General features: G+C 70.7%; 16 protein-coding genes. 8 read left to right on the top strand and 8 right to left on the bottom strand.

Going from position 1 to position 21,855, the window contains the following annotated elements:
* Positions 1-15: 15 nt before the first annotated feature.
* Positions 16-378, bottom strand: coding sequence for an SRPBCC family protein (locus tag ABD831_RS17730; protein ID WP_344949720.1), 363 nt, complete (start codon positions 376-378; stop codon positions 16-18).
* Positions 379-577: 199 nt separating this feature from the next.
* Between ABD831_RS17730 and ABD831_RS17725 the strand changes: the two genes are divergently transcribed.
* Positions 578-958 carry a VOC family protein gene (locus ABD831_RS17725; RefSeq protein ID WP_344949717.1) on the top strand — a complete coding sequence of 127 codons (381 nt, stop codon included), beginning with the start codon at positions 578-580 and terminating at the stop codon, positions 956-958.
* A gap of 76 nt (positions 959-1,034) precedes the next feature.
* Here ABD831_RS17725 and ABD831_RS17720 read toward each other — a convergent pair whose 3' ends face one another.
* A complete protein-coding gene (locus ABD831_RS17720) occupies positions 1,035-3,449 on the bottom strand; it encodes a Tex family protein (protein WP_344949714.1) in 2,415 nt (804 codons plus the stop codon).
* Positions 3,450-3,550: 101 nt separating this feature from the next.
* Positions 3,551-4,945, bottom strand: a complete 1,395-nt coding sequence (locus ABD831_RS17715; protein WP_344949711.1) for an amidase — start codon at positions 4,943-4,945, stop codon at positions 3,551-3,553.
* A gap of 112 nt (positions 4,946-5,057) precedes the next feature.
* Between ABD831_RS17715 and ABD831_RS17710 the strand changes: the two genes are divergently transcribed.
* The 3 genes from ABD831_RS17710 (at position 5,058) to arfC (ending at position 6,646) form a co-directional block, all read left to right on the top strand.
* Positions 5,058-5,492, top strand: coding sequence for a hypothetical protein (locus ABD831_RS17710; protein ID WP_344949708.1), 435 nt, complete (start codon positions 5,058-5,060; stop codon positions 5,490-5,492).
* Between the two features lie 132 nt (positions 5,493-5,624).
* Positions 5,625-5,906: a hypothetical protein gene (locus tag ABD831_RS17705; RefSeq protein ID WP_344949705.1), complete on the top strand. Its 282-nt coding sequence runs from the start codon at positions 5,625-5,627 to the stop codon at positions 5,904-5,906.
* On the top strand, positions 5,903-6,646 hold the full coding sequence (arfC, locus tag ABD831_RS17700) for a channel accessory protein ArfC (protein WP_344949702.1): 744 nt from the start codon (positions 5,903-5,905) through the stop codon (positions 6,644-6,646). The genes ABD831_RS17705 and arfC overlap by 4 nt, the downstream gene beginning before the upstream one ends.
* A 94-nt stretch (positions 6,647-6,740) precedes the next feature.
* Here the strand turns inward: arfC and ABD831_RS17695 are convergent, their stop codons facing one another.
* Positions 6,741-7,655 carry a hypothetical protein gene (locus ABD831_RS17695; RefSeq protein ID WP_344949699.1) on the bottom strand — a complete coding sequence of 305 codons (915 nt, stop codon included), beginning with the start codon at positions 7,653-7,655 and terminating at the stop codon, positions 6,741-6,743.
* Positions 7,652-8,275 (bottom strand): DUF6318 family protein, encoded by a 624-nt coding sequence (locus ABD831_RS17690; protein WP_344949697.1) that lies wholly within the window; start codon positions 8,273-8,275, stop codon positions 7,652-7,654. Before ABD831_RS17690 ends, ABD831_RS17695 begins: the two co-directional genes overlap by 4 nt.
* 347 nt (positions 8,276-8,622) lie before the next feature.
* Here ABD831_RS17690 and ABD831_RS17685 point away from each other — a divergent pair, with 347 nt between their 5' ends.
* The 3 genes from ABD831_RS17685 to ABD831_RS17675 all read left to right on the top strand — a co-directional run bounded on the left by ABD831_RS17685 (position 8,623) and on the right by ABD831_RS17675 (position 13,408).
* Entirely contained in the window at positions 8,623-11,439 is a 2,817-nt protein-coding gene (locus ABD831_RS17685; RefSeq protein ID WP_344949693.1) for an McrB family protein, read from the top strand.
* Positions 11,436-12,668, top strand: a complete 1,233-nt coding sequence (locus tag ABD831_RS17680) for a 5-methylcytosine restriction system specificity protein McrC (RefSeq protein WP_142180139.1) — start codon at positions 11,436-11,438, stop codon at positions 12,666-12,668. The genes ABD831_RS17685 and ABD831_RS17680 overlap by 4 nt, the downstream gene beginning before the upstream one ends.
* Positions 12,669-12,820: 152 nt before the next feature.
* Positions 12,821-13,408 carry a DoxX family protein gene (locus ABD831_RS17675; protein WP_344949689.1) on the top strand — a complete coding sequence of 196 codons (588 nt, stop codon included), beginning with the start codon at positions 12,821-12,823 and terminating at the stop codon, positions 13,406-13,408.
* A gap of 188 nt (positions 13,409-13,596) precedes the next feature.
* On the opposite strand, the gene ABD831_RS17670 is transcribed toward ABD831_RS17675, so the two are convergent.
* The gene (locus ABD831_RS17670; RefSeq protein ID WP_344949686.1) at positions 13,597-17,616 is read right to left on the bottom strand and encodes a S8 family serine peptidase; all 4,020 of its coding nucleotides are present in this window, start codon (positions 17,614-17,616) and stop codon (positions 13,597-13,599) included.
* Between the two features lie 209 nt (positions 17,617-17,825).
* On the opposite strand from ABD831_RS17670, the gene ABD831_RS17665 reads away from it, so the two are divergent.
* Positions 17,826-21,167 carry a TM0106 family RecB-like putative nuclease gene (locus ABD831_RS17665; RefSeq protein ID WP_344949683.1) on the top strand — a complete coding sequence of 1,114 codons (3,342 nt, stop codon included), beginning with the start codon at positions 17,826-17,828 and terminating at the stop codon, positions 21,165-21,167.
* Positions 21,168-21,258: 91 nt separating this feature from the next.
* Here the strand turns inward: ABD831_RS17665 and ABD831_RS17660 are convergent, their stop codons facing one another.
* Both ABD831_RS17660 and ABD831_RS17655 read right to left on the bottom strand, forming a co-directional pair.
* Positions 21,259-21,714, bottom strand: a complete 456-nt coding sequence (locus tag ABD831_RS17660) for a hypothetical protein (RefSeq protein ID WP_344949680.1) — start codon at positions 21,712-21,714, stop codon at positions 21,259-21,261.
* Between the two features lie 9 nt (positions 21,715-21,723).
* On the bottom strand, positions 21,724-21,855 hold a 132-nt coding region (locus tag ABD831_RS17655; protein ID WP_344950209.1), incomplete at its 5' end, for an integrase core domain-containing protein.

The raw sequence follows: 21,855 nt of genomic DNA, 5'->3' as shown, positions 1-21,855 counted from the left end.
TGGTGGCGGCGCCGCTCAGCCGAGCGCCTCGGCGAAGCGTCCGAGGGCGGCGTCCCAGCGCGACTTGTCGCCGGCCCCGTCCTCGGCGATGCCCTCACCCTCGTGGTAGAGGTCGACGCGCGTGCCGTTCCCTTCGGGCTTGAGCTGGAGGTCGACGATGCTGAGCGGGCCGTCCTCGTCGGGATGCCACGACACGCGTACCTGCTCCATCGGGTGGTAGCTGCGCACGACGCCGTGTGGTCCGTCGGTGCTGTGCCACGACTCGCCCTTGCTGCCGAGCGTCACGCCGGGGCCGAGCAGGGCCTCCGTGCCGCGGGCACTGATGAGGTGCTGCCACACCTGGTCGACCGGGGCGCCGACGGTCAGGCTCGAGTGCACGCCGGCTGGAGACCGCTCGAGTTCAGCGTCCGCTGAGTCCGCTGCATTCTCGGGGATCGACTGCGTTGAACTGCTCATGGGCACCTCCGGGTCGTTCGGACCGGCCCCTGATGGGCCGGACCCACCACAGACAGTCGACCAAAGACTGGCCCGGATGACAATGGCTCGGCGCGACCTCTTCGGGCCTACTCTCGGGAGGATGATCGACCACTTCGGCATCAACTGCTCGGACCTCGACGCCAGCGCCCGGTTCTACGACGAGGTGCTCGGCGTCCTCGGCTACAGCCGCCAGATGGACGTCGGCGTGGCCATCGGTTACGGCACCGAGGGGCACCCGGACTTCTGGATCACCCGCTGGCACGGCGAGGAGCCCAACCGCGAGATGCACTGCGCGTTCCAGGCGGACAGTGTCGAGTCGGTGCGGGCCTTCCACGCCAAGGCGCTCTCGCTCGGCGCGGAGTCGCTGCACGAGCCTCGCCTGTGGCCCGAGTACCACCCCGGCTACTACGGCGCGTTCGTGCGCGACCCCGACGGCAACAACGTCGAGGCCGTCTTCCACCGGGCCTCTCCGGAGGCCTGAGCGTCGCCAGGGCTGAGCGTCGCCTCGGCTGACCGACGTCCGGCGGTGGCCGCCCGCCGCGAGCCGCCAGCCGGCGTCAGCCCCCGAAGCCGGCGCGGCGCAGTGCGTCGGCCATCGCGCTGTCGGCCGGGGCCTCGTCACGACGGGGGCGGTTGCCCTGTCCCGGCGCACCCTGGCCGCCGCGAGGCTGTCCGCCGCGGGACTGGCCATCACGTCCCTGGCTGCGGCCTCCCTGACCACCGCGGGCCTGCCCCGACGCTCCCTGGCCGCCGCGCTCCTTGGGGCCCCCGGGTGTCACCTCGTCGTCGAGGCGCAGTGTGAGGGAGATGCGCTTGCGCGGGACGTCGACGTCGAGCACCTTGACCATGACGACGTCGCCGGGCTTGACGACCTCGCGCGGGTCGCGGACGAAGTTCTTCGACAGGGCCGACACGTGGGCCAGCCCGTCCTGGTGGACGCCGACGTCGATGAACGCGCCGAAGGCCGCCACGTTGGTGACGACGCCCTCGAGCGTCATGCCCGGCTTGAGGTGCTTGATCTCCTCGACGCCCTCCTTGAAGGTGGCCGTCTTGAACGTCGGTCGCGGGTCGCGGCCCGGCTTGTCGAGCTCGCTGATGATGTCGGTGACGGTCGGCAGCCCGAAGGTGTCGTCGACGTAGTCAGCCGGTCGGATCGTCTGCAGCGCAGCGGAGTTGCCGATCAGGGAGGTCAGCTTCTGTCCGGTCGACTCCAGCATGCGGCGGACGACAGGGTAGGCCTCGGGGTGCACGGCCGAGGCGTCGAGCGGGTCGTCGCCGCCGGGGATGCGGAGGAAGCCGGCAGCCTGCTCGAACGCCTTCGGCCCGAGCCGCGGGACGTCCTTGAGAGCCTTGCGCGTGCGGAACGGTCCGGCGGCGTCCCGGTGCGCGACGATGCTGTCGGCAAGCCCCGGGGTGATGCCCGAGACCCGGGTCAGCAGGGGAGCGGATGCGGTGTTGACGTCGACACCGACGGCGTTGACGCAGTCCTCGACGACCGCGTCGAGCGAGCGCGAGAGCGCGCTCTGGCTGATGTCGTGCTGGTACTGCCCGACGCCGATCGACTTGGGGTCGATCTTGACGAGCTCGGCGAGCGGGTCCTGCAGTCGCCGGGCGATCGACACGGCGCCGCGCAGCGACACGTCCATGCCGGGCAGCTCCTGGGAGGCGAACGCGGAAGCGGAGTAGACCGAGGCGCCGGCCTCGGACACGACGGCCGACGTCAGCTTCAGCTCCGGGTGTGCCGCGATGAGGTCTGCCGCGAGACGGTCGGTCTCGCGGGACGCCGTGCCGTTGCCGATGGCGATGAGGTCGACCGAGTGCTCCCTGGCGAGGTGGGCGAGCGTGGCCAGCGAGCGGTCCCACTGCCTCTGCGGGACGTGCGGGTAGATGACGTCGGTGGCCACGACGCGGCCGGTGCCGTCGACGACGGCGACCTTGACGCCGGTGCGGAAGCCCGGGTCGAGACCCATCGTGGCGCGGGCACCGGCGGGGGCGGCCAGCAGCAGGTCGCGCAGGTTGGCGGCGAACACGCGCACGGCCTCCTCCTCGGCGGCGCGGCGCAGCTGCATACGGGCGTCGATGCCGAGGTGGACGAGGATCTTGGTGCGCCACGCCCAGCGGACGGTGTCGCCGAGCCACTGGTCGGCCGGACGGCCGGCGTTCTCGATGCCGAACCGGCGCCGGATGGCGCGTTCGTATGCCGTGGGGCCGGGCTGCTGCTCGGCCGCTGGGTCCTCGGGGTTGATCTCGAGCGAGAGGACGTCCTCCTTCTCGCCGCGGAAGAGGGCGAGGATACGGTGCGAGGGCAGCTTGGAGAGTGGCTCCGAGAAGTCGAAGTAGTCGGAGAACTTGGCGCCCTCCTCCTCCTTGCCGGAGCGGACACGCGAGCCGACGTGGCCCTGCTTCCACACGCGCTCGCGCAGGTCACCGATGAGGTCGGCATCCTCGGCGAAGCGCTCGACGAGGATGGCGCGGGCGCCGTCGAGTGCCGCGGCGGAGTCGGCCACCTCGCGGTCGGTGTCGACGAATCCTGCTGCGGCGGAGGTCGGGTCGGTGTCCGGTGAGCCGATGAGCAGGTCGGCGAGCGGCTCGAGGCCGGCCTCGCGGGCGATCTGGGCCTTGGTGCGCCGCTTCGGCTTGAACGGCAGGTAGATATCCTCGAGGCGGGCCTTGGTCTCGGCGGCGAGGATCTGGGCCTTCAACGCGTCGTCGAGCTTGCCCTGCTCCTCGACGGAGGCGAGCACGGCGGCTCGACGCTCCTCGAGCTCGCGGAGGTAGCCGAGACGCTCCTCGAGCGTGCGCAGCTGCGCGTCGTCGAGGCCACCGGTGACCTCCTTGCGATAGCGCGCCACGAAGGGGACCGTCGACCCGCTGTCGAGCAGGCCCACGGCGGCGGCCACCTGTCCGTCGCGGACGCCGAGCTCCTCCGCGATCCGACGTTCGATCGACGGCACCTTCACCTGCACACTCACGCGGACTGCTCTCCTTGACGTCGACGACCCACCGGGTCACGCATTCTGCCGTGCGGCGCCGGAGAGGCCGCGCGCGGGGCCGTCCTCGCCGACGACGGTGGTCACGTCCTGATCGGCCATCGGGGCGTCATGGCGTCGGGCCGGCGCGCCTCGAACCAGGAGAGCGCGGCCAGGACGCCGAGGTCGTCGAACCGGCGGCCCGAGACCTGGACGCCGATCGGGCGGCCGTCAGGGGTGAAGCCGCAGTTCGTCGTGCCTGCCGGCTGCCCCGACAGGTTGTAGGGGGCCGTGAATCCGATGTGGGGCATGGCAGCGTCTCCCTCACCCCACGGCATCGGCCACTCAGCAGGGAAGGCCGGCATGGGAGCGACGGGGGAGAGCACGACGTCGAAGGCGGAGGTCGCGGCGACGGTGGCCTGCTGCATCGCCATGATGCTCGCGTAGTCGCGCAGGACGTCGACCCCGTGGGCGCCCCGGCCCCCGTCGGCCCACCGGTGGATGTAGGGCAGCACGCGGTCCCGGCCCGCCGGGTCGAGCGCGTCGAGGTCCATGAGGGAGCGCACCCGCCAGAACTCGTCGAGGTCCTCGAGCCATGCCTGTCGCATGAACGGCTCGACCGGCGTCACCACGGCGCCTGCATGCGCAAAGACGGCCGCCGCGTCCTCGACGGCTGCGCGCACGTCGGACTCGACGGCAAGACCACAGCCGGCGTCCAGGTGCAGACCGACGCGTAGCCCCGCCGGATCGAGCTGCCGCACCGTCGAGGGCAGCTCCTCGGGCGGGAGGCTCGTCCAGTCGCGAGCGTCCGGTCGGCAGATGACCGAGAGGAGCAGCGCCGCGTCGCCGGCGGTGCGCGTGATCGGGCCGGCGACGCGCCCGAGGTAGGGCACGTCCAGGGGAACCCGGCCGGCACTCGGCTTGAGGGTGGTGAGCCCGAGCCACGTGCCCGGAAGCCGGATCGAGCCGCCGATGTCGGTGCCGACGTGCAGCGGCCCGTAACCGGCGGCGGCCGCGGCGCCCGCGCCCGAGCTCGAGCCGCCGGTGGTCAGGGACTCGTCCCACGGCGAGCGCGTGATGCCGTGCAGGCTGGAGACGCCGGAGCTGAGCATGCCCCAGTCAGGCATCACCGTCGACCCGATGAGGATCGCGCCGGCCTCCTCGAGGCGCTCGACGACCGGACTGCTGCGCAGGGGCACCGCCGGGGCGACCCCGGCGTTCCCGAGGGGCAGGGGGATGCCCGCCCGGCCCAGATTCTCCTTGACCGTGACCGGCACGCCGTCGAGAGGACCCAGAGGTGTGCCGTCGCGGTAGCGGCGCTCGCTGGCCAGGGCCTGCTCGTGGGCGGCCGCGAGGTCGTGGACGTAGAAGGCGTTGAGGGTCGGCTCGCGTGCTGCGACGACCTCGGCCACGTCGCGGACGACGTCGACCGGTGAGAGCGAGCCATCGGCATACGCACCGAGCAGATCGGTGGCGGCTCGGGCGGCAGGACGTTCCATGACGACGGCCTCCTCTCGCGGTGCCCGCGCTCCAACACCCCGGGCAGGCGTCCACGCTAACCCGTGTGGACAACGCGCACCGACTGTCACCGGTCGCGGCCATCCTCGTGCCATGCGCTTCGACGAGCTGCCCCGGGACTGGGCCCAACGACCGATCACCGACCCTGAGGTCTTCGAGGGGGTGGTCGACCTCATCGTGACGGAGCAGTCACGGTCCGAGGGCGCCACCTACCTGTTGCTGTGTCACCCCAACCTCCACCTGCTCCAGCCCATCTGTCTGCCCGACGAGCCTCGACGTGTGGACGTGGGTGAGGTGCTCGACGGCGTCCGTCTGCTGCTCACGGAGGTGTCACGGCACGACGTGCACGATGTCGTCATGGTGATCGCCCGGCCCGGGCACGTGACGCCCACGCCGCGCGACCGGGATCTCCGTGCTGCGTTCGAGGGTGCCTGTCGCGCCGCGGGATTCACCCTGCACGCCGTGGCGATCGCGGCGTTCGACGACGTGGCCGTGCTCCCACCGGAAGGGGAGTGCGCGGCAGCGTGATCGCTCCAGGCGAGGGAACGTCACGGCGTGGGGAAGATGCCGTGGCGTTCCCTCGCTCCTGCGGGGTCGGCGGGGTAGCGTCCAAGCCGTGGTCGCGACCGCGGCGACGACGTCCCGACTCCCGGAGGACCGATGGCCCAGCAGGCCCCCAGCAGTGGGAAGACCGTGACCCGCTCCTACCGACGAGACGTCGGCGGTGCCTGGTGGTCGGCCCTCGTCGTCGTGACCGTGCTGCTCGGCTTCCTCGGGCGCAGCGACAGTGGCTTCTGGAGCGTGTTCCTGTGGAGCATCGTCGGCTTCGTCGTGGGCTCGCTCCTGACGATCGCGGTGGCAGGGCGCTTGGTGCGGGCCAGGTCCGAGGAGGAGGCTTTCGCGGGCCTCTTCGGTAGCGGCGGGGCGGGGGTCTCGCGATGAAGTGGCTGCTCATGGTGGTCGCGTTCGTCCTCGGTGCCGCGATCACGTGGTTCCTCACCGTCAAGCGCGTGACCCGGACCGTTCCGGCGGGAGACCCGTCTGCGGCCGAACTGTCTGAGCCCGAGACAGTCCCGGTCGTCTTCCCGGGAGGGCCTGTCGCGGGGGCCGTCGGCGTCGCCGGCGGTGCTGACCTCGTCGCAGCCGCGGGCGCGGGTGTGCTGGCCACCGAGGCCGCAGGCTCGTCAGAAGGCGAGGACGACGATGGGGGCGAGGTCGACGAGGACGACTTGGACGAGGCGAGCCGGTTCGGTGGGGCCCACACCCCGGCGTCCGAGACGCCGGGCGCAGCAGAGGCCTGGGACCGCGACGCAGAGGACGAGGACGCGCTGCTCCCCGAGCTGCGTGACGTCGATCCGGCCGGGAAGGACGACCTGAGGGCCGGCGGGTCGGCGGACCCGGACGTCGCTGCCGTGCCTGTCGCGGACGCGACACCGAACGGTGACGTGGCCGGCGTCGGTGAGCCCGCCGCTGTGGCGGCCGTCGACGAGCGGGTCGGGGCGGACGACACAGGTTCGGGGGCGCCCGAGGTCCAGGACGCGGTGCCTGCGCCGGAGGGCGACTTGGACGCGGACGTTCCAGCCGGTCCGGAGACGACCGAGGCGCAGCGAGCGCGTCCGATGCAGGGCGAGCTCACCTTCGACGAGCCGGAGAAGTCCGTCCCCCCGGAGGACAGGGCCTGACTCGACCCCGCCCCTCCGGACGCCGTGTGCATGGTTCGGGGTTCTGGCGACGATCGCTGCACACGCCACCCGATCTGCGAGTGTCCGGCCGAGGTCAGTGGTTGACGAGCACAGACTTGGCCTCGCGCACCGTCACCGTCGTGGATGGACCCGGCACGGTGACCGTCGACGGGATCTCGTCCCACGTCCGTCCGTCGAGACTGAAATCGGCACCGAACGTGGTGTCGACACGCACCGGGAACCGGCCCTTGTCTCGATAGACGTGCGTGACGTCACCGTCGGGGTACACCCCGCCGCTCGACGTGGTGGGCCCGGTCGTCGAGCCGTCGCCGAAGACGTACGTGAACCCGACGAGCTTCGGACGGATCTGGACCGGGATGCCGCGCAGCACTGAGCTGTCGACCTCGCCCGGTTCGAAGCCGCGGGCGGCCCATTCGACCTTGAAGAACGTCTTCAGGCTGACGAGCGTCGTGTTGCCAGCAGGCTGGCTCGAGATCTGTGGCTTAGACCACGGCGTCCGCATGAATGCCGCCTTCAGATCAGCCATCGTCAACGTCGGCCGGGCACTTGGTGCCACATCGGCGGCACACGTGATTCCTTGCGTGGTCCATGGTTCAATCTCGCGACCAGCCGCCAGGGTGCGACGCCAGATCCGCAGGTATGGGCCGGCCATGTCCTCCGGGCAATCGCGAAGCGCGTGCGCGCACGAAACGTCTTGAGTAAGAGTCCCCGGTTGTGCTTCTGCGCAGTCATTGAGTGACAAGTACTCGTAAACAGGCGCATCCTTGGGTCGTGCTTCTGTAATGACTTTTCCGTCATCATCAGGAAATTTGCGCAAATTCAGAACTTGTTCCCGTGTTAAACCGATGTAGGCACCGCCCTTGTCTGTCTTCGGACAAGTGATGATGTCCCCGTCCTTACATATCCCGTCCGCAGTCGGGGCCGCCGCAGCGCTGGAGAGAGATAGTGCGACAGAAAGGCCTACTGTTCGCCACACGCTCACGCTCATGCTGCTGCAGCCTTGAGAGAGTTCACTTTCCATAGCTTGCCATCATGCGACAGCGAAAAGACCAGGGCGCCCTTACCGGAAGATGTTTTGCTGACCGTACTGCCAGACCGGTCGATGACCGCAACCGCACGCTGGTCAAAGAACACGTTGACCGTGGCCTTGCCCGATGCGAATTTGGAGGCAGTCGCCGATGTGATGTGGAGCAGGTCCTGTTCCTGCTTGCGACCTTTGCGTTCGAAGTCTTCTGCCGTGTTTCTATACGTTACGCAGACGTCGCAGTCGTCGCTGTAAATGCCATCAAAGACGTGTGGGTCGGGCTCCGTGAATGCAACGTTAATCTGCTGAACATAGAAACGCGCGAATGCCTCAGCGCCTGCCATGCTCTTCGCTCGAGCTGGTCCGGGGATCTTGACGATCGCTTGGTTCACCGAGGTTGTGGGACTTGGCGCTGAGGTGGTGGTCGTCGACGGCGCTGCGGACGTCGTGGTGCTGGACGGGGGAGTCGTGGTCGTGGGGCCAGGATCGCCAGCCGTGCAGGCTCCCAGCAACGCCACGGCGAGGCCGGCGGCGGCATACGGCAAGAGCCGGCGGTGTGGATGCGGGCGTGCGGCTGCGGTCATCGGCGTCCCCTGTCGATCGTCGATCATCGTGCGGTTGCGTGCTCTGAAGGGCGTTTCGTGCCCTTCGTTCCTCGAGGGCAACCTACGACCATCGTCACGCACCCGCATCCTGACCAGCGCCCGTCATCCACAGGCACCCCGCGCACCGACGCCCAGCATGGTGGGTGACAATGGACCCGATTCGCTGCCGTCAGGGGCCGTTCGACGCTGCGGTTCCTGGGGATCGAGGACGACACCCCACGAGTTTCAAAGCACGGGCGACTGGCAGGTAACCTTCTGGCGGTCCTGCGCGCACCTCCACGCGCGCAGTAGCAATACGTCCTAGAAGTGGGCGTGCAAGGAGCCTCATGTCTCGCACTGACACCGTCGACGTCAAGCGTTGGCGCGCCAAGTACGCCCTCATCGAACGGGCGGCCGAGGCGGACAAGGACGCGCAGGCCCTCTTCGCCGAGCTCGACTCCGAGCGCGGCGCCCGCAACGGGGAGCTGCGCGAGATCCTCGCCGACCTCGTGGCCTCCAGCGACCTCGTCGCCTTCAAGGAGGCGATGAACCAGTGGACCCGCAAGGACGGCCCCTACGTCGGCTTCGGACCCGTCGGCGGTCCCTGGCTCGCAGCGCTCGTGCGCCGCGCCGAGGAGGAGTACGCCGAGGTCGTCGGCCTGCTCAAGCTGACCCTCCAGACCCCGGCCTCCCCGCAGGACGCCGGCGACAAGCTCCAGGCCATGGAGGCCTTCCTCGCCCGCGGCGGCTCGCGCGGGCAGCGCGCCCCGGGACCCGGCCACACGGCATACGTGCTCTCGCTCTTCTGGTCCACCGACGACGGCGGCGACTGGCCGCTCATGTGGGAGAACGCCCCGCACATGCTCCAGAGGCTCGGCTGGCTCGAGCGTGGCCTGAGCCACGCCGAGCGCTACGTCGCCTTCGCCGACCTGTGCGCAGCGCTGCGGCCCGACGACCCGAAGTACGCCGCCCGCATCCTCTGGTACCTCAAGGAGACCGGGGCCTTCGTCGGCATCGCGCCCCGGGCGCTCGACGTGTGCGTCGAGGCCGCCGAGATCGCGGCGGACTTCCGCCCGTCGACGGGCTACGGGGACGCCAAGCGCGAGGACCGCGCCGCCGACCTCGCCCGCCAGCTGCGCGGTGAGGCCGACCACATCTCCGACAGCCTCATCGAGCGTCTGTCCGCCGAGACCGGCCTCTACCTCGAGGCGCCCACGCTCGCGCTGCAGCAGCACGCCGGCGAGGACACCGCCTACCGCTCCGACCTGTATGCCGCGTGGATCCTCGTCGGCGGCGCCGGCGCCCCCGGCTTCCGCCTCTGGGTCACCCCATCAGGTGTCGCGTTCGGCCTCCACGGCGGCTGGGAGGGCGAGTCCGACCAGCAGCACCGCGAGGTCGGCACCATCGTCCAGGAGCACCTGCCGCGGGGCCTCAGCTTCCTTCGCGTCCACGAGGACGGGCGCACCGACCGGCTCGAGCCCGTCGGCCGCGAGTATCCCGGCGGCGAGGCGTTCGTCGGTCGCTGGTGGAAGGGCGAGGAGGCCGTCGGCCGCGCCGACTTCGCCGACGACATCATCACGACCGCCCGCGCGCTGACGCCGCTGCTGCGCTTCATGACCTCGAGCCAGCGCGGACCGCTCGACGACCCCAGTCTCGAGCTCGCCGCCATGGTCGACCTCGACACCGAGGTCGAGATCTTCAGGACCGAGCGGCCCTACCCGAGCGAGCGCGACGCCTGGCACCAGGAGCAGCGTCGCGTCTTCGCCGCCTGCATCTCCCGCGAGGGGCTCGAGGACTTCGACCTGCCGACCTTCAAGCGGATCGTCTCGACCCGCGGCTACGGCGACATCGGGGGCCAGTCCGTCCTCATCAGCAGCATCAACGCGCTCGACGCCGGCGGCATCGACGAGCTGCGCGCCATGGTGCGCGACCTGCTCTGGGGTGAGGGGCGCGACGAGGAGCGGATCAACCGCGTCCTCGGGTCCGACGACGTGCCCGTGCAGGGCTTCGGCGAGAGCGTCGTGCTCAAGCTGTTCGCGATCGCCCACCCCGAGCACTGGCTGCCGCTCTTCGCCCTCGGCGGCGACTCCGGCAAGATCGCGATGCTTGGACGCCTCGGCGGCCCGGCGCGCTGGACCGACGGCAAGTCCCGAGGTCGCACGCACGTCGAGACCAACGCCCTGCTCAAGCAGACGCTCGACCCGCTGCTGCCCGACGACCCGTGGGGTCAGGCCCAGCTCGCGTACTGGCTCATGCGTCGCTCCGACAAGGCGCTCATGCCCGACCACGACGCCCTCGGCGAGGCCGCCCAGGAGCTGCTCATCGAGGAGGAGTTCCTCCGCGACCTCCAGGGCCTGCTCGAGGAGAAGAAGCAGATCATCTTCTACGGGCCTCCCGGCACCGGCAAGACCTACCTCGCGCAGCGCTTCGCCCAGGCTTTGCAGCCCGACCCGGCCAAGCGCGACATCGTCCAGTTCCACCCGAGCAGCAGCTACGAGGACTTCTTCGAGGGCTTCCGGCCGCAGATCGACCACCAGGGACAGATGGTCTACGAGCTGCGCAAGGGCCCCTTGGCGCTCCTCGCCGAAGCGGCAGAGGCCGACCCGCTGACGCCGCACATCATGATCATCGACGAGATCAACCGCGCGAACCTGCCGCGGGTCTTCGGTGAGCTGCTCTTCCTCCTCGAGTACCGCTCGCACTCGGTCAAGACGAGCTACCGCCCCGACGAGGGCTTCGAGCTGCCGCCGAACCTCTACTTCATCGGCACCATGAACACCGCCGACCGCTCGATCGCGCTCGTCGACGCCGCCCTGCGCCGACGCTTCGACTTCGTGCCCTTCATGCCGCACGACGGGCCCATGGAGGGCCTGCTGCGCCGGTGGCTCGAGGCGAACGACGGCCCGGTCTGGGTCGCCGAGCTCGTCGACCGCGTCAACGAGGACCTGCGTCGCGCCCTCCGGGGTCCGCACCTGCAGATCGGGCACAGCTACTTCATGCGCCCCGGGCTCGACGGAGACGAGGCGACCCTGCGCCGCATCTGGGACTACAACGTCTATCCCTTCATCGAGGACCAGCTCTACGGACGTGAGCACGAGCTGGCCCAGTTCCGTTGGGAGAACGTCAGGGCGCGCTACGGCCAGTTCGACCTGACGCGGCCATGACCATCGAGCTCGCTCCCATCCCCGAGCACGGACGCTCGGGGCCGGTTCGCCTGACCCGCGAGACCCGCGCCGCCCTCGTTGCGGCCGCGGGGGAGCGGCTCGTCATCCACGCGACCGCCGACCCCGACGTGGTCACGATCGGCGCGACGAGCTGGGTCGGCGCGCTCGCCGTCCCCGGCCTCGTCGTGCGCGTCATGCCGAAGGTCTCCGTCACCAACTTCTTCGCCATGCTCGGCGCCGGCGTCTCGCCCGACGCGTTCGACCACGAGCACGTCACGTGGAGCGACACGGACGAGCTCATCGACGGCGTCGCGTACTTCGCGATCCGGCTCATCGACTCCTCGACCATGCGCGGTCTCGTGCACGGCTACGTCCCGCGCGAGGAGCGGATGCGCACCATCCGCGGCCGGTTGCTCGTCGAGGAGTTCGCGCGCCGCCCCTGGAGCGCGGCCGAGCCGCAGTGCCGCTTCGACGACTTCACGGCCGACATCGTCGAGAACCAGCTCTTCCGCTGCACCCTGCAGGCCATGCTCAGCTGGCCGCAGCTCGCACCGCACGTGCGCCGCGAGGCGCTCCGCGTGCTGGGCCGGTTCGACGGCGTCGCCGACACCCCCGCGACGAAACACGCTGCGCCCCTGCCGATCACGCGCCTCAACGAGCACTACGAGGACGCGATGCGCCTCAGCCGTCTGGTGTTGCAGGCGATGTCGTTGAGCCATGAGGCCGGCGACCAGCAGGCCAACAGCCTCATGGTCGACATGGACGACCTCTTCCGCCGCTGGATCTCCCAGGAGCTAGACTTTCGCCTCGCCCCGGAGATGCGCATCGAGCGCGACGAGGACGTCTGGCTCGACGAGGGACGCGCGCTCACGATGGCCCCGGACCTCGTCGTGCGCCGCGGCAGTGAGGTCGTGCTCGTCGGGGATGCGAAGTACTCGATGGGCGCCGACGGCTACGTGGCCTCCCGCGACTACCTCGAGCTCGTCGCCTACACGAGCGCCATGGGCCTGCCCACGGGGCTGCTCGTCCACTGCAACAGCGACCGCGCCCCCGAGTCGGAGATCGTCATCCGCAACGCCGGGACGCGCATCCTCTGTCGCCCCATCCGCCTGGACGGGTCGTATGCCGCCGTGTGCCGGTCGCTCGACTCCCTCGCCGACCTCGTGCGCGAGCTCGCCGACTCGCCGGGGGAGTTCGAGGTCCCGGCCCTCATCCGCTCGCGGCGCTGAGCCTCGCCTCTGAGCCACGCCGCTGAGCCGGCCGGCCGCTGTCCTCTAGATCACACGCGATTGTGTAGCGCCTGTCAGGACGCCACTACTACGCTTTGTAGTACCGACAGAGAAGCTGCCGGAACACACACCGAGTTCTGGAGTTGAGTTACATGAGCACCATCCCCCGCGGCTCGCAAGCGCAAAGCACTGCGTCCGTCAGCGCGCACGACCCCACTCAGGGCGTCGTCACCTTCCAGGAGGAGGTGGTCCGTTCGGCCGTTGCTCGTAGGTTCCTCGCTGGTCTGCGCATCGTGCTCGGCTTCACCTTCCTCTGGCCCTTCATCGACAAGATGTTCGGTCTCGGCTACATGACCCCGTCGGCCAAGGCCTGGATCCACGGCGGCACGCCCGCCCAAGGCTTCATGAAGGGCGCCGAAGGCCCGTTCGGCAGCTTCTTCAAGAACATCGCCGGCCCGTGGGCCGACTGGCTGTTCATGGCCGGCCTCCTCGGCATCGGCATCGCCCTCCTCGCCGGCGCCGGCCTCAAGATCGCCGCCTGGACGGCTGGCATCCTCCTCGCGCTGATGTACCTCGCCGAGTTCCCCCTCGGCACCACCGGCGCCTACACCAACCCGCTCATCGACAGCCACTGGATCGAGGCACTGGGCGTTGCGGTTCTCGCCACGACGCTCGCCGGGGACACCTGGGGCCTTGGCAAGTGGTGGGGCCGCCACGTCGGTAACGGCTTCCTTCGGTGAATGGGTCGGTGACCGCGGTCCCTGACCCGGTCACCAGCAAGGGCCTTCGGGCCCGAGCAGCAAGGCGGTCCTCCTCGGAGGGCCGCCTTCCTGCTGCGTCCCTTCGATGAGGTCCCGCTGACGACGTATGCCGTCCGGCCCGGCTGGGGGCGGACGGCATACGTCGTCGAGATGGTGCGGTGGGTCGCTCAGCTCACCCGGAGGGTCACCTTCGAGGAGGCCGACGGGTTGTAGCGCGTCGAGCCGTTGTAGGTCGCGGTCACCGCGTGCGTGCCCCGCGAGAGGACGGGCACGTGGAGCGTGGCCTTGCCCCTGTAGAGGCTCGACGTGCCGAGGACTCGTGCACCGACACGGAAGGTGACGGTGCCGGTGGCGGTCGACGGGGAGACCGTCGCGGTCAGGGTCGGCCGGCCGCCGTAGCGGTAGGTCGTGCTGCTCGAGCGCAAGGATGTCGCAGATGCGACGCCCTTGACCGTGACCTTGACGCCCGTCGACGTGCTACCGGCGAGATGGCTGTCACCGTTGTAGGTGGCGGTGAATGTCACTGTGCCGCGAGGCAGCCCGGTGACGGTCGTGACCGCCTTTCCACCCGAGAGCGTGACCGTCCGCAGGACCGCACCGTTCTTGCGGAACGTCACGGTGCCGGTCGCGTTCGACGGGCTCACCGCTGCCGTGAGCACCGTCTTGCCGCCCTGGGTGAAGCTCGTCGGGCTGGCCGTGAGCCTCGTCGTCGACGTCGTGCGGACCGTGACGACCGCGGCCCTGGAGCCGTTGGTGTTGAGGTGGTGCAGCAGGAGCAGGCCCTGTGGCTGGTCGACCCTGGCTGAGGCGTCGTCGCGCCGGACCTCGAGCTTCTCGCCCGGCAGGTCGGTGCTCGTCAGCGTGCCGAAGTCGCCGTAGGCCGACAGGCCCGGGGAGGCGATGCTGATCGTCATCGGTCGCGCCGCCGAACCCATCGCATCGACGGCGACGCCCTGGGCGAGGGAGCTCACCCAGTAGCGGACCCTGGGAGAGCTCCCGGTCAGCAGGCCGGCCTTCTGGAGCGCCAGGACGGAGACGGGCATCGCCAGCGAGTCGCTGTTGAAGACGTTCGTGTCGAACGACCCGTCGATGCCGTTGACGAGCTCGTCGTCGAGCACCTTGCCGTAGCCGGCGCCGGGGCGCAGGTCGACGAGCTCGGCCACGAAGTAGTCGAAGTCGTCGGTCGTCGACAGGCGCGTGTTGTAGACGGCGGCGTCAGCGGTGCCGTCGGCGTCGGTGTCGAGGAAGACGTCGAACTCGGTCGAGGTGGCGGGAGTGCGCCACGGGCCGTGGGTGCTGATCCCGAACGTCAGCGTCGCCTTGTCGAGGCTCGGGACGAGCGGCGCGTCGGAGGCGGCGCCGACGTAGCGCAGGTCGGCCCCGCGGTCGTCGGCCGTGCCGATGCAGTCGACCACCCGGCTGGGCGAGCAGTCCGCCTTGCGCGGGCTGGTCCCTTGGAGCTGGAACGTCGAGACGGACGAGACGTAGGACGTCGTCCCACCGCCCTGGCTGATGCCGGTGCCCGTGAGCGGGAGCATCGAGGTGGCGACGCCCGACGGCAGGCCGGCCTGGTGGGTGACCGTCGTGCTCGCGGGCGACGACATGCTGGAAGCCGCACGAGGGGCCGACCACACCGGCACGCGCAGCTCGCCGCCCGGCGTGCCCTGGACGGGCTCGAGGACCATCCGGCCGCTCGCGTCGGTGCGGTAGCTGCGCAGCAGGTCGATCCCGAGCGGGTCGGCGTCGGTGGTCGGGTCGGGGACGGCCCGCAGGGCCGACCGCGTGAAGGTCGCGGTGACCTTGACGTCGACGGACCCGTCGGCGGGCACGCGCACCTGGGACGGGCTGAACGCATACGTCACACCGGGCTTCGGGTGGGCGGCCTCGTAGGACAGGACGTACGAGGTGGGCCGCAGAGGACGCTTGTTGACGATGCGGACGGTCTTGGTGAGGGTCTGCGTCGGCGCGGTGACGGCGACGGGACCGAAGGAGACGCTGACGGCGCCCTTGTCGTCGGTGACGTAGGCGAGCGTGCCGGTGCCGACGGCCGCGTCTGCGACGACCCGGCCGGCACCCACGCGCTCGGGACCGTAGACCTCACCCGTGTGGTCGGGACCGACGAAGACGTCCTGGGTGGCGGTGTTCATGATCGAGGCCTTGACCTCCTCGACCGTCCACGACGGGTGCGAGCCGCGCACGAGCGCGGCCTCGCCGGCGACGTGCGGCGAGGCCATCGACGTGCCGCTCTCGGAGACGCCCTCGTGGCCCGTGCCGACGGCCACGGAGAAGGTCGTGACGCCGGGCGCGGCCACGTCGGGCTTGACGCCACCGGCCACACCGACGCCGCGCGAGGAGAACCCGGCGAGCTGGTCGATCGCGGTGGGGTTGCGGATGGTGACGGCGTTGCGGAGGTCGTTCGTCATCGTGACGCGCACCTCGGTGGAGGCGTCGAGCTGCGCCTTCATGGCCCGCGTCGCCTGGTTGACGACGAGCATGGCCGGCAGGACCTTGCTCCCGGTGACGCCGGCGGAGAAGGAGTCGACGTCGCTGCCGTAGATGATGCCGGCGGCGCCTGCCGCCTCGGCGTTGGCGCCACGGGTGACCGAGCCGCACCGGCGTCCGTTGCCGTCGAGCCACATCTCCAGCACGACCTTGCCGGCGATCCGCGCCGCGTCCGCAGTCGAGTAGGGGTCGCAGCCGTCGGTGTTGTTCGTCGCAGACGCAGCCGTGGACCAGTCGCCGACGGTGGCCACGGCGGTGTCGCTCACGCCGGGCTTGCCGACCCAGTCGTAGTCGCCGGACTTGAGCGCTCCGAACACGTTGTCCTGGGTGCCGTCGACCGTGTCGGCCGGCTCGATGCCGGCGGGGGAGTCGACCTCGAGCCCGTCCACGACGTCGTTGCCGTCGTCGGACGCGGCGACCGCGAGCACCCGCGGTGCGTTGCCCGGGGAGCCTCCGACCTCGTAGACGTCGCCGGAGTTGCCCATCGAGGCGACGACGACGGTGCCGAGTGCAGCGAGGTTGTTCGCCGCCACGGCGTCGGGGTCCTGGGGTGAGCCGTAGGAGCTGCCCAGCGACATGTTGACGACGTCGAGGTGGTCGGACAGGTCGCCGTCGCCGTTCGGGTCGGCGGCCCAGTCGAGCGCCTGGCCGACGACATTGGTCGAGCCGTCGCAGCCGAAGACCTTGAGCGCGTAGAGGCTTGCCTCGGGCGCGACGCCGGGGCCGATCTCGAGGGCGCCCGGGTCGATGTCCTTGGTGTAGCCGCCGGACCACGTCGAGCCGTCAGACGCCACACCGAGGCCGGCGGTCGTGCCGGCGACGTGCGAGCCGTGCCCGTTGCAGTCGAGCGGGTTGGCGTCGGGCTGGGGAACCGGGTCGAACGTGTCGGAGTCCGGGTCGGCGTTGTAGTCGTCGCCGGCGAAGTCGTAGCCGCCGACCACCTTGGCCGTCGGGGTGAAGGAGTTGGACGCGCCGGCCGCCTTGAACGCCTCGACGGTGCCGGGACCGCCGAAGTCGGCGTGGGTGTAGTCGATGCCGGTGTCGATGATGCCGACACGGACGCCCTTGCCCGTCTGCGACAGTGCCTGCCACACCTTGGGGGCGCCGATCAGCGGCACGGAGGAGCTGTTGGTGGGCTGCTTCGGGGTGAGTCGGTGGATCGCCTTGACCCCCGGGATCGCCGCGAGCGACGCGAGCGTGGACGCGTCCGTGCGGACGGCGATGCCTGCGTATGCCGTGTGCAGCCGGTAGAGGGTGCGCGCCCTCGTCGCTGGCGCCGCGAAGCGTGACTCGACGTCCCTCTGGGCGGTCTTGACCACGGAGGTCTGCGCGCGGACGGCGGTCCGCGCGACCGCGAGGCCTCGTGAGCGCGCCTGGCCGAAGGCCGTCGTCGCGGGGGCGGCGTCGAGCTCGATCATGACGTCGACGGGCCCCTTGGCCGCGCGCAGCGCGTCGTCGACCTTGTCACCGGCCGAGACCCGTTGGGTGGCGAGGCCGAGGGAGCCGGCCCCGGTCAGGTGGTCGGGCACCGTGCGGTCGCTGCGGTGCCTGACCGACGGGTCAGGGCTCGCCGACACCGGCGCGGCCCCGAGGCTGGCGGCGGCCAGCGCCGCGATGGCACCGGCGCTCACCGTGCACATCACGCCACGGCGCGCGCGCCGTGGACCCCGAGTGTTGTCGGACAACAGATCCTCCTTGCGCGGCTCCATTCGCACGCGGCACCGGGGCGCCGCGTGCGCAGGGACACTCGCCCCCGAACTACCTGCCACGCCGGGTGCAATTTATCCCGGTTCGGGCGGTGGCGTGCGAAGACGCGCAGACCCCGTCAGCACGTCGCGTGCGGGGAGCGCGAACGTCCTCGGGCTTGTCGGTGCCACGCGGCATACTCGCCTCCATGCAGCGCATCGACGGCCACCTCGTCCTGAGTCCCACGGACCTGACGAAGCACGTGGCGTGTGCGCACATCACGACCCTGGACCTCGAGGCCCTCGATGCCGCCGCCGGCGCCGACAGGGGAGGGGCGAGCGGGGCCGACGACTCGCTCAACCTCGTCTTCGCCAAGGGCCTCGAGCACGAGCGGGCCTACCTCGAGCGCCTCGTCGCCGAGGGCCGACTCGTCGAGGACGTCGCCGCGCTCGGCCTGCGTGGTGCCGAGGCAGAGGCCGCCACCCTCGATGCCATGCGGCGCGGCGTCGACGTCATCTACCAGGCGACGTTCTTCGACGGGCACTGGGTGGGTCTCGCGGACTTCCTGCTCCGGGTCGACGAGCCCAGCGACCTCGGGTCCTGGCGCTACGACATCGCCGACACCAAGCTCGCCCGGCGGCTCAAGGTGCCGGCCCTGCTCCAGATGGCGACGTACGCCGCCCGCCTCGAGCTGCTGCAGGGCGTCGCGCCGCAGTGGCTGACGGTCGTCACCGGCGACCAGGAGCAGCACCCGTGGCGCCTCGTCGACGTCGCGCCCTACGCACGCCGTCGCCGCGCCGAGCTGCTCGACGCGATCGCGAGCCCGCGCGAGACCGAGTCCGCCCGGGTGCAGCACTGCGGGCAGTGTCGATGGAAGGAGAGGTGCGCGCAGGAGTGGCTCGACCGAGACGACCTCATCCAGGTCGCGGGCATGCGCGCCGACCACCGGGCCGCGCTCATCGACCTCGGCCTCCCGACGCTGCGCTCCCTGGCCGGCTCGAACGAGGAGCAGCTGGCGCCGGCGCTGTCGACGGCCACCCGGCGACGGCTGCTCCAGCAGGCGCGGCTCCAGCTCGCCGAGCGCGAGACCGGTGAGGCGCAGTACGAGCTGCTCGACCCCGAGCCGGGCCGCGGGCTGCAGATGCTGCCCGAGCCCGACGAGGGTGACGTCTACCTCGACTTCGAGGGCGACCCCTGGGCCGAGGACGGTGCGGGCCGGGAGTACCTCGCCGGCATCTGGACGCGGCAGGGCGAGTTCGTCGAGTTCTGGGCACACGACTTCGCCGAGGAGGGACGCCTCACCTCCGGCCTGCTCGACTGGCTCGTCGACCGGTGGCGGCGTCACCCGGGCATGCACGTCTACCACTACGCCCCCTACGAGACGACCGCCCTGAAGCGGCTCGTCGGCCAGCACGCCACGCGCGAGGCTGAGCTCGACCAGCTGCTGCGCCACGAGGTCTTCGTCGACCTCTATGCCGTGGTCCGTCAGGGCGTGCGCATCAGCAAGGGGTCCTACTCGATCAAGAAGCTCGAGGAGTTCTACTGGGGCCATACCCGATCCGCTGAGGGCGCGGGCGTGGCCGACGGCCTGTCGTCCGTCGTCGAGTACGAACGCTGGCTCGCCGGACGAGGCGACGGCTCCGCCGACCAGTCCATCCTCGACGACATCCGCCGCTACAACGAGGAGGACGTCCGTTCGACGCTCGCGCTGCACGAGTGGCTCGAGCAGCGACGGAGCGAGCTCGAGCGGGCCGGGCACATCCTGTCGCGGCCGGTGCCCGAGCAGCTGCGTGAGATCGGCGACGAGGAGCGGGCCGAGATCGCGCTCGCCGAACGGCTCGTCGACAACGGGCACCCGCTGCTTGCCGGGCTGGTCGGCTGGCACCGGCGTGAGAAGCGTCCGGAGTGGTGGGACTTCTTCCGCTACAAGGAGCTCGAGACGGCCGAGCTCGTCGAGGACGGCACCGCGATCGGTGACCTCGGCGAGCCGGAGGAGATGCGCGTCGTCAAGCTCTCCAAGGTCTGGCGCTACCCGTTCCCGCCGCAGGACTGCAAGGTGTCGGTCGGCAAGTACGTCCCCGACGTCGACACCCACGCCCCGGTCGGCAAGGTCGTCGCCCTCGACCCTGTCGAGGGGTGGGTCGAGCTGTCGATGAAGAAGTCGCTCGCCCCTCCGCGGCCGCGAGGGCTCGGCGGCCCGGGTCCGGTGATGGACGGTGTCCTGCGGGCCAGCATCGCTCGCACCGGCGAGCTGGCTCTCGCCGGCGGCACCAACCTCGCGACCCGACTCATCGGGCGTGTCGTCCCCGCCGGTGACGCGCTCGTGGCTCGCCGCGGCGAGACACCGAAGGACGTCGTCGTCCGCGTGGGCAGCGGGCTCCGCGGGGAGGTGCTCGCCGTCCAGGGGCCGCCCGGCACGGGCAAGACGTATGCCGGGTCGGCTCTCATCCGCGAGCTGCTCGACGCCGGGCTGCGGGTGGGGGTCACCGCACAGTCGCACGCTGTCGTGCTCAACCTCCTCGACGAGGTGGCGCGGCCTGCGTGGCACAAGGACGGCACCAACGCCGAGGAGGGCGACGAGCCGGATGACCCCAACGCCCTGATCCGGCACACATCCGACAACGGCGCGATCGCGGACGCTCTCGCCAGTGGGGCGGCCAACCTCGTCGGCGGCACGGCGTGGCTCTGGTCTCGTGAGGACATGGTCGACGCCGTCGACGTGCTCGTCATCGACGAGGCCGGGCAGTTCTCGCTCGCCAACGCCGTGGCCGTCGCGCCGGCGGCGCGCTCGCTCGTGCTGCTCGGGGACCCGCAGCAGCTGACCCAGCCGACCAAGGCGGTCCACCCCTACGGATCCGGGGTGTCAGCCCTCGACCACCTGCGCACCACCGACGACGGCATCGTCCACGACGTCATCCCGCAAGTGCGAGGGGTCTTCCTCGACCGCACCCACCGGATGCACCCGAGCCTGACGGCGTTCGTGTCCCAGCTCGCCTACGAAGGCCGTCTCGAGTCGGCGCCAGGACGCGAGCGGCTCTCGGTCGAGGCGCCCGGCGCGCTGTCGGGCGACGGACTCCGATGGGTTCCGGTCGAGCACGAGCTCCTCAGCGACCAGTCGAGCCGCCAGGAGGCCGTGGTCGTGCGCCGGCTCGTCGCCGACCTGCTCCGCGGCAGCTGGACCACGGCCGAAGGGGTCTCCCGGCCCATCGAGCTCGCCGACATCCTCATCGTGGCTCCCTACAACGCGCACGTCGCGCTGCTCGCTGCCGAGCTGCCGGTGGGCGCACGGGTCGGCACGGTCGACAAGTTCCAGGGACAGCAGGGCGCGGTCGTCATCTACTCGATGGCCAGCACCACCGCGGCGCTCGCACCACGCGGTGTCTCGTTCCTCTACGACCTGCACCGCCTCAACGTCGCCATCTCGCGGGCCAGGGCGATGGCCGTCATCGTGGGCAGCCCGCTGCTGCCCGATGCAGAGGTCCACACGCCAGAGGAGCTGCGTGCCGTCAATGCGCTGTGCCGTTACGTCGACGAGGCCAAGACCGTCTGACCGTGCCGGTCGAGCGCGCCCCAGGTGGACCCGTGATGGACGCAGCGGTGGATCTCAGGGTGGACGCGACACTGGCTGGCGGTCGCTCCGGTCACGGGCGACGGGGGAGCGTGGCGAGGTCGGCCTCGACGACGGCGCGGTCCTCGGCGTCGGCGACGGCGGAACAGGCCTCCCGGGCCTCGGCCTCGTATCGCTCCGCGGCCTCGAAGTCACCCTTCACTGCAGCGGCCCGGGCCGAGGCCTCGAGGGCCGCAGCAAGGTCCCAGTCCTCGACCTGCCCCGCTCGGGCGATGGCGACGTAGCGCGCCGCGTGGTGGGCCGCCGTGTCCGCCTGGCCCAGGACGGCGTGTACGCGCGAGCAGAGCCAGTGACCTCGCCCGACGTTCTCGGGGCGCACGTCCGGCACCTGCGACCAGTGGTAGAAGGACGCGTGGGCGCGAGCGACGAGCGCGTCATCGTCCTCGGCAGAGCGGTCCCCGCGGTCCAGCAGCTCCCACGTCGCGTTGTAGAGGTCCACCCCGAGTCGTCGGTGGTCGATGTCAGCCATGACGCGAACCTAGCTGTACTGACCCGACAGGTTGGTTAAGCGGGTGATGGGTGGCTTGTTCCCGCACGCGGTGTGGGGTCGGTGGTGGTTGTACTCGTGGAGCCATGCTCGCAGAGCAGCTCGTCGTTCCTCTTCGGAGGC

Origin of the sequence: Terrabacter ginsenosidimutans (assembly GCF_039539425.1) — a bacterium.
In the GTDB taxonomy this organism is placed as follows: domain Bacteria; phylum Actinomycetota; class Actinomycetes; order Actinomycetales; family Dermatophilaceae; genus Terrabacter; species Terrabacter ginsenosidimutans.
Note: the sequence above shows the minus strand (reverse complement) of the source record. Positions and strands in the feature narration are given on the sequence as shown.

Excerpts from the sequence above, each read along its gene's own strand:
- ABD831_RS17690 (WP_344949697.1), bottom strand. The coding sequence starts at position 8,275 with ATGACCGCAGCCGCACGCCCGCATCCACACCGCCGGCTCTTGCCGTAT.
- ABD831_RS17705 (WP_344949705.1), top strand. The coding sequence starts at position 5,625 with ATGGCCCAGCAGGCCCCCAGCAGTGGGAAGACCGTGACCCGCTCCTAC.
- ABD831_RS17725 (WP_344949717.1), top strand. The coding sequence starts at position 578 with ATGATCGACCACTTCGGCATCAACTGCTCGGACCTCGACGCCAGCGCC.
- ABD831_RS17680 (WP_142180139.1), top strand. The coding sequence starts at position 11,436 with ATGACCATCGAGCTCGCTCCCATCCCCGAGCACGGACGCTCGGGGCCG.
- ABD831_RS17695 (WP_344949699.1), bottom strand. The coding sequence starts at position 7,655 with ATGAGCGTGAGCGTGTGGCGAACAGTAGGCCTTTCTGTCGCACTATCT.
- ABD831_RS17665 (WP_344949683.1), top strand. The coding sequence starts at position 17,826 with ATGCAGCGCATCGACGGCCACCTCGTCCTGAGTCCCACGGACCTGACG.
- ABD831_RS17715 (WP_344949711.1), bottom strand. The coding sequence starts at position 4,945 with ATGGAACGTCCTGCCGCCCGAGCCGCCACCGATCTGCTCGGTGCGTAT.
- ABD831_RS17660 (WP_344949680.1), bottom strand. The coding sequence starts at position 21,714 with ATGGCTGACATCGACCACCGACGACTCGGGGTGGACCTCTACAACGCG.
- arfC (WP_344949702.1), top strand. The coding sequence starts at position 5,903 with ATGAAGTGGCTGCTCATGGTGGTCGCGTTCGTCCTCGGTGCCGCGATC.
- ABD831_RS17675 (WP_344949689.1), top strand. The coding sequence starts at position 12,821 with ATGAGCACCATCCCCCGCGGCTCGCAAGCGCAAAGCACTGCGTCCGTC.
- ABD831_RS17710 (WP_344949708.1), top strand. The coding sequence starts at position 5,058 with ATGCGCTTCGACGAGCTGCCCCGGGACTGGGCCCAACGACCGATCACC.
- ABD831_RS17685 (WP_344949693.1), top strand. The coding sequence starts at position 8,623 with ATGTCTCGCACTGACACCGTCGACGTCAAGCGTTGGCGCGCCAAGTAC.